General features: G+C 68.3%; 7 protein-coding genes. 3 read left to right on the plus strand and 4 right to left on the minus strand.

Annotation, left to right across the window (positions count from 1 at the left end):
- Window positions 1-405 precede the first annotated feature (405 nt).
- Entirely contained in the window at window positions 406-1437 is a 1032-nt protein-coding gene (locus tag VF329_15795; GenBank protein ID HEX7082472.1) for a hypothetical protein, read from the plus strand.
- A 70-nt stretch (window positions 1438-1507) separates the two neighbouring features.
- Here VF329_15795 and VF329_15800 read toward each other — a convergent pair whose 3' ends face one another.
- A complete protein-coding gene (locus VF329_15800; protein ID HEX7082473.1) occupies window positions 1508-1909 on the minus strand; it encodes a hypothetical protein in 402 nt (133 codons plus the stop codon).
- Window positions 1910-2512: 603 nt separating this feature from the next.
- Here VF329_15800 and VF329_15805 point away from each other — a divergent pair.
- Window positions 2513-3421 (plus strand): hypothetical protein, encoded by a 909-nt coding sequence (locus VF329_15805; protein ID HEX7082474.1) that lies wholly within the window; start codon window positions 2513-2515, stop codon window positions 3419-3421.
- A gap of 27 nt (window positions 3422-3448) precedes the next feature.
- Here the strand turns inward: VF329_15805 and VF329_15810 are convergent, their stop codons facing one another.
- Together VF329_15810 and VF329_15815 are read right to left on the minus strand one after the other, a co-directional pair.
- A complete protein-coding gene (locus tag VF329_15810) occupies window positions 3449-4471 on the minus strand; it encodes a helix-turn-helix domain-containing protein (protein HEX7082475.1) in 1023 nt (340 codons plus the stop codon).
- A gap of 128 nt (window positions 4472-4599) precedes the next feature.
- Entirely contained in the window at window positions 4600-5604 is a 1005-nt protein-coding gene (locus VF329_15815) for a DJ-1/PfpI family protein (GenBank protein HEX7082476.1), read from the minus strand.
- A 284-nt stretch (window positions 5605-5888) separates the two neighbouring features.
- Here VF329_15815 and VF329_15820 point away from each other — a divergent pair, with 284 nt between their 5' ends.
- On the plus strand, window positions 5889-6848 hold the full coding sequence (locus VF329_15820) for a DJ-1/PfpI family protein (GenBank protein HEX7082477.1): 960 nt from the start codon (window positions 5889-5891) through the stop codon (window positions 6846-6848).
- A gap of 19 nt (window positions 6849-6867) precedes the next feature.
- On the opposite strand, the gene VF329_15825 is transcribed toward VF329_15820, so the two are convergent.
- The coding region (locus VF329_15825) for a DUF1207 domain-containing protein (GenBank protein ID HEX7082478.1) at window positions 6868-7222 on the minus strand (355 nt) is incomplete at its 5' end.

The following is a 7222-nucleotide window of genomic DNA, read 5'->3' on the forward strand; positions in this document are numbered from 1 at the left end:
GAGATCGCCTCGCGGTTGATACGCGACATCGGCTACGAGCCCGTGTTGATCGGCGGTCTTGAGATGGGCAAACACCTGATGCCCGGAACCGCGCTCGCGGGCGAGCGAACGCCGGAGGAAATTCGTCGCATCGCGGCAACGCTTCGGTAGAGCACGAGCAACGCTGTTGCCGCCGGGCGACGGCCCGCGTTCGAAGCTCGTATGTTGCTCTAAGGCATTTCCTGGGGCGGACGTCCCGTCTGCGAGTTTCGTCGTTGCTTCTCTTGTAAGTCCGATCGCGCTTCCCCTAAATAGCGCCCTCCCGACCCGCGTGCGCAAGCGTTCGTGGGCTCAAGAGGCGAGTCCCCTCGACGCGCATCGACGAAGGATCGCTGGTGCGCGGACCGACGCCTCGTCACGGAAGACATGGATCCGAAACGGCGGATCAGTACGAGCATCGGCCGGCTGCGCGCCCGCACGGCGAGCCGCGCGAATGCGGCCTGGCTGGGCCGCGGTCGCCCGCGTGCGCCCGTTCGAATCGGGCTGGAGAGCCGCTGCGTCGAGGTTCTCATCCACCGTGACCCGCGTGCCAGCGAGCAGCTGCGCGCGGAGATCGCCCGCGTCCTCGAGTGCGTCCACGATCCGCAGGACTACGAACGGCGGCTCTTCGATCTCGCCGGCCGGGACGAGATTCTGGACGAGATCGCGCTGGTGCGCCTGGTCAATGCGCAGCTCCCGCCCGATGCCCGCCGGGCGCGCGCCGCCGGATATCGGGTGCTTCGCCGGCTGCATGTCGCCGCGGCATGGCGATGCGACCTCGCGGGCTACCAACGCCTCGCGGCGATGCATCTGTTCAAGGCGGCGCTGGCGGACCCTTCGATCCTCTTTCGTCGCCGCTCGCTCGGCATCATCCGCCGATGGCTGCTCGTGCGCACGGAGCGCAACCAGCTGCTGCGGCAGGAAGCGCTCGCGATTTTTCGGCTGTTCAACAAGCGGGGTGTACGTGCGTGCGTGTTCGGGTCGCTCGCTGTTTCGCTCCAGGCCGACCGCTTCATCAAGCGGCACGGAGACATTGACCTCGTTTTTCCGAGCGCCGAGGACACCAACCGGGCGGCGGCGCTGCTCGTGAGCGAACGAAAGTACCGCGTCCTGCGGCGCGTGGACTGGATCGGTCTCAACGGCAAGCCCTGCTTCCAGATCGCGCTGCGCGGGCCGCGGGACATCCCGATCGAGCTCTCGTATCTTCCCGAGAATCCCGACGTCGAGGAGCGAAGGCGAACGGTGCAGGGCATTAGCATCGCAACGCCTGACCTGCACGGGCTGCGCGACATTTACGCGCTCTTCCTCGTCAAGAAGGCGGCGGCGTCGAGCGATACCGAAAAGCAGGCCAAGAAGTGCACGATCCTTGCGATCGACCGGCTGCTCGCAGCGAGGCGGGCGCGCGCGATGGCGCGCTGACGGCGCAGCCGGTCGAGGCGAAAAAGCGGGCGGCCGCGGGGCCGCGGGCCGCCCTGATGGCCGCGGTTTGCTACTTCGCCGCTTCCTTCGCGGACACGAGCTCCCCTTCGAGGATGAACTTGCGCTCGGTCGCCGAGACGGGCTTGAGGTGCAGCGTACCGGCGCCCTGCAATTCCTTGAGCTTGCCGGTGCCGCTCACGACTTCCCAGAAGCCGTTGTCGAGGAGCGTCGGCTTACCGTCCGCGCCGCGAACGAACACCCCGCGCAGCGTCCACTTGATGTAGGCGATATCGCCGTCCGGGAGCGTGAAGACGAGATAGAATAGCGCAGCACCGCAAAGGTTTTCGGCCGCAGCGCGATCTCCTGGCCGTCGCGCACGAGGCTGCCGCGCGGGCAGATCGAGCACGTAGCGTTCGAACGCGAGCCTCGCGGCAGGCTCGCACGGCGGATGTGCGGCATTCTGGAGAGTCAATCGCCCGGTCATATCCAGCGTCGATAGACCAGCGCTCGGTCCTGTGTGAGCTTCGCCGAGTGTGCGCCCGCGCGGCGCGATGGCTGCGTATTAGCCGGGCGCGGTCGCGCCGCGAGACAGTATATGGCGGCGTCGGCGCTTAGCGGCGCTCGAGCGGCGACAATATTGACGCCGCGCGGAATGCGGCGCAACGCGAATCCCTTCGGCCGGGCGGAATCGATGGGCGGGGTCTGTGCCTGCGGCTCCACGATGCGGGGCGCGCACCTAGGCTGCCAGCTCGGGTACCCGCCTTTCGCCCACGGCGCCCGGGCCGCGGCTTAAGTCCTGTCTTTAAAATAGCGAAACCATCGCTACCAAAGGGGGAGCACGCGATCGCGCGGGCTTTCCGGGGGAGAAGCGCGCTGCAAATCGTATCGATTCGGTGGAGAATCGACCGGGAAGCCTCACCCGCGGATTTCATTGGCTTTCTGTGGCTGCGGTCATGTCGCCCGATCGAGGCGCAGTGCCCGCAGTCGGCTCGGAAGCGTCCAAGGAGCGGCGCAGCGGTCACTCTGCGGCCCGTCGCACGACGGCGGCTCGCGCGCACGGGGAAGGAGAAAGAGCATGTGCAAGACGGCACGCGGGCTGCACCCGCGCTTCGCACGCCTCTCGGCGCTGATTTTGATGGCGGCGCCGTTTCTTGCGTCGCTCGCGCGCGCGGAGCCGGCCGTCGGGCAGTTCGAGCTCAAGACCCTGGAGAGCGCCCCAGGCCGGTTCGAGTTCCAAAGCCAGAACGCCTGGTCGTGGGGGCAGCCGCAGCGGCGAAGCGCCGTGGGGCCGGAGGGCGTCGTGTTCGATGAGAACACAGTGATTCGCGCACGGCACGCGCTCGAGCTCGAGATCGGCTTCACCGACCGGCTCAAAAGCCGCATCGGCGTCGAGTTCGAGAAGGAGCGCGTCGACGAACCGGAAACGATCGATCGGGCGAACGACTTCGAAAGCATGCGGCTCGAGGAGCTGGGTGCGGAGCTCATCGTCGTGCTCGTGCCCCGCGAGGCGGACGGCGTCGGCCTCGGTCTGGTCTTTGAGATCGAGCAGCCCGTGGATCAGGACGAGACGAGCCGGTTCATCCTGGGACCGATTATCGAATACCGGGCGGGGCGGTGGTTCGCGGCGGCGATTCCGGTGTTCGTGCGCGCCTTCGGCGGCGAAGCGGAGGAGGGCGAGCAGTTCGATGACAAGTGGGACTTCGCTTACGCTGCGCAGCTCCGGTACACGTTGTTGAACCGCTGGGCGCTCGCGCTCGAAGGCTACGGGACGGTCGAGCGTCTGGGCGACACCGGCCACCGTTCGGAGGCCGCGCGGCTGTTCGGGGACTTCGACCAGCATCGACTGGGGCCGGTGCTGTATTACACGACGGGGCTCGGTCGTGGGTCGGACGCCGAAGTGACGATCGGACTCGGGCTGCTCGAAGGCCTAAACGGGAACACACCAGATCACACGCTCAAGCTGAGCATCGAGGTGGATTTCTGACCGGGCGCCCTCGCGCCCGAGGGAAGCTCAGACCTGCGCGAATTCCGGAATGCGAAAGCGCTTGCGATAAGCGCTCGGGGAGAGGCCGGTCGTATGCCGGAACAGACGGCGGAAGAACGCCGGGTCCTCGTAGCCCACCTGCCAGCTGATCTCGTCGACCGACGCATCGGTCCGCTCGAGCCGGCGCTTGGCGTCCTCGATGCGCAGGCGCTGCACGTACGCGATCGGCGTGAGCCCGGTCGCGGCGACGAAACGCCGCTTGAACGTGCGCTCGGCGAGCCGCGACCGCTTGATCATCTCCACAACCGGGTTTGCGACCGAGAAATGCGTGCTCAGCCACTGCTGCGCGCTCTGTATCTCGCCGTCCCCGTGGTCGGTGCGGCCCTCGAAGACGATGAAAGGGGCGAGCCCGTCTTGATGCCACTGCAGCGCGAACAGGCGTGCGACTTGCTGCGCGTCGGTCGCGCCGCAATAGCGCGCGATGAGATAGAGCACCAGGTCGTGCCAGGTCGTCGAGGCGCCCGAGCAGACGAGCTCTTCGCGCCGGCCGGCGATGACCAGCACCCGCTCCGGATGGATACGCACCTCCGGGTACGCGGCCGAGAACGCGCGTGCATAGTTGTAGTGCACGGTCGCGTCCTTGCCGTCGTAAAGTCCGGTTTCCGCCAGAAGAAAGATGCCCGAACAGGCCGAGCACAGCACGGCGCCTCGGTCGTGCATGCGCTGCACCCAGCTCACGAGCCGGGGATAGCGGCCCTTCTGCCAGCCGGCCTCGCGCAGCACGATCGAGGGCACGATCACGATATCGGTGGTCTCGACGGCGTCGATCGCGCGCGTGACCTCCACCGGCACGCCGCTCGCGAGCGTCAGGGGACCTTCTGTTTCGCCGACGATCTCGATCTCGAACGGACGCCCGCTCGATAAGCCCATCAGCTCGAATGCATTCATGACGTCGTAGATGCCGAACAGCGTCGAGATGACGGTGTCCGGCAGCGCCAGGAGGCTAACGTGGCGAGAAGTCGCGCCGTGGCGCTCTTGCGGCGGGACCATGGTGCGCGATTCTTCTTCGAGTGTCCCCGGAGTACTTGCCCGAGAGGCACGAAGACCGGCTCGTCCTCGTTCAGCCGGTCTTGTGGCCTCTGCCTCCAGCCGGCGGGCGGCACGTGCGGCGGCTCGCTTCACGGTCGCAGCGCTTCGCTCTTGCGGTAAGCGCGGGGCGTAACCCCGTACTGGCGGGCGAACGCGCGCTGCAGCGCGTCCACGGAACGGAAGCCGCTGCGCGCCGCGATGCGCTCGAGCGTCCAGCGCGTACGCCGCAGCAGCGCGGCGGCGGCCGCCGTGCGCGCCCGCGCGACGAAACGAGCAGGGGTCGAGCCCGTCTCGGCCGCGAAGGCGCGGGCGAAGTGGCGCGGGCTCATGCGCGCGCGCTCCGCGAGCGCTTCGACCGAAAGATCCTGCTGTAAATGCGTGCTGATCCACGCGACGAGCTCGCGCAGACGCACGCTCGCGGCGCTCTGTGCCGCGAGCGTCTGGCTCAACTGCGGCTGCTCGCCGCCGCGCAGCATCGGCAGCGCCAGGGTGCGCGCGATGTCCATCGCGACCGCATGGCCGAGATCGTCTTCGACCAGGGCGAGCGCGAGCTCGATGCTGGTGACGACACCGGCCGAGGTCCAGATCCGATCGTCGCGCACGTAGATGCGATCGCGCTGTACGTGCGCCTGCGGGCGAATCTTCTGGAGCAGATCGACCGCGCGCCAATGGGTCGTCGCCTGCCGGCCATCGAGCAGCCCCGCGACGGCGAGCGCGAACGCACCGGAGCAGACGCTCGCGATGCGGCGCGTGCGCGGCGCGACCTCGACGAGCCAGGCGCGCACGCCGTGTTCGAGAATCGCCGTGCGCAACGGTGCCTCGTCGCCGCCGGCTACGATCAGCGTGTCGATCTCGGATGGCAGCTCCCGAAGCTTTCGCGTGCCGGCAATGGCGAGGCCGGCGTTCGTCGTGACCGTGCCGCCGTCGGGCGACGCGACGTGCAGCCGGTAAGTGCCGGGACAGAGCTGCTCGGCCTTACTGAAGACGCTCGCCGGTCCGGCGACGTCGACTGCCTCCGCGCCTTCGAACGCGACCAGCACGATGTCTTTGGCAGAAACCGCGGCTTTTTCGTCATGGCGAGGCGGGGAGGGCATACGTAGGCTTGCGGGATCTTGGTGAGCGAGGACTTGCCGTGCAGCGGCCACGTGTCAGTGATGCGATCCTACCGGATGGGGAGGTGTCCCTGAACACCCACCTGCCTTCGACCCTTGCTACTTGGCGCACACTTGTTGCGGCGACTGCGACGCTCCTCATGCTCGCGGCCTGCTCCGGCCGGGCGGAACCGCCCGCCGCGGTCGACGCAGCAACCAACGAACGTCAGCTGCAGGCGTTCGTCGAAGCCTTGAAGCCGCGCGGACCGGAAAAGCCCGTAATCGCGGTGTTGGCACGGAACGAAGCCACCGAGACGACCGACTTCCTGCTGACGCACGCGGTGCTGCAGCGTGCCGGCGTCGCGGACGTGCACGCGGTGGCGCCTCGACGCGGGCGCGTGACGCTCTACCCGGCGCTCGAGGTCGAGGTTGCGCAGGATCTCGCCGGCTTCGACCGGGAGTATCCCGCGGGCGCCGATTACGTGATCGTGCCGGCCATGCTCTACGAGCGCGACGACGATCCGGCGATCACCGCCTGGCTGCGGCAGCAGGCCGACAAGGGCGCGCGCATCGTGAGCGTTTGCGCCGGCGCGCTGGTCGTCGGCCGTGCCGGCCTCCTCGACGGAAGGCGCTTCACGACACACTGGTACTTCCGGGACGAGGTGCTCGCGCGCCATCCGGGCGCGATCTACGTGCCGCACCAGCGCTACGTCGTCGACCGCGATGTCGCCACGACCACGGGCATTACGGCATCGGTGCCGGCCATGCTCGCGCTCGTCGAGGCGATCGGCGGCCGCGCGAAGGCGCAGGCGTTGGCGGCCGAGCTGGGCGTCGGCTCATGGGATCCGGCGCACGACAGCTCGCGCTTCGGCCTGACCGCCGGCCGCGCCGTAAATTATCTCGTCGCGAGTGCCGCCTTCTGGCGTAAGGGGCGCTGGCGCATCGACGTGCGGGATGGCATGGACGATATCGCGCTCGCGCTCGCCACGGACGCCTGGACACGCACCGGCTACGTGACCGTGGACGCCGCGGCCGCCGGCCCGGTGACGCTTGGGAGCGGACTCAGGCTAGTTGCGCAACCCGCCTCCAACGACGCCCCGCGCGTCCCGCTCACGCCCGGACTCGAGCCCGTGAAGCAGCTCGAGCACACGCTCTGCGACATCGAAAAGCGCTTCGGTGCCGCGCGGCGCGAGTGGGTCGCGATCGAGCTGGAGTATCCGAATGCGGCGCTCGACTGTCCCGGTTGAGGTCAACAGCCAGCGCGACTCAGAGGTCGAGCCACACCGCGAGCGCCGTGTATTGCTCGTCGCTCTGAAAGAACTCACCGAGCAATGCGCGGCCGCGGTAGTGCTCGATGCCAAAGCGCCACGTGCGCGCGCCGCGGCGCAGGCTGAGGCCAACCTGAAAAGTCCGATCGACCCGCCAGTCGCGTTCCTCGCTCGCATGCAGATCGGCGGCCGCGTACCACTCGGCCGCCCCGCGCCAGGGCGCTGCGTACTCGAGGCCGATCTGCGCGCGCCATGGCCGCTGCAGCTCCTCGTTGCGCAAGTCGTAAGCCCAGCCGGCCTCGGCGTACGTGTGCCAGCGTTCGCCCGGCGAGGCACGCACGCCCGCGAGAAGC

Source organism: Gammaproteobacteria bacterium (genome assembly GCA_036381015.1).
Classification (GTDB): Bacteria; Pseudomonadota; Gammaproteobacteria; order Steroidobacterales; family Rariloculaceae; genus ZC4RG20.

Bases quoted from the DNA above. Each gene is read 5' to 3' on its own strand.
- VF329_15815 (HEX7082476.1), bottom strand. From the start codon at position 5,604: ATGCCCTCCCCGCCTCGCCATGACGAAAAAGCCGCGGTTTCTGCCAAA.
- VF329_15805 (HEX7082474.1), top strand. From the start codon at position 2,513: ATGTGCAAGACGGCACGCGGGCTGCACCCGCGCTTCGCACGCCTCTCG.
- VF329_15810 (HEX7082475.1), bottom strand. From the start codon at position 4,471: ATGGTCCCGCCGCAAGAGCGCCACGGCGCGACTTCTCGCCACGTTAGC.
- VF329_15795 (HEX7082472.1), top strand. From the start codon at position 406: ATGGATCCGAAACGGCGGATCAGTACGAGCATCGGCCGGCTGCGCGCC.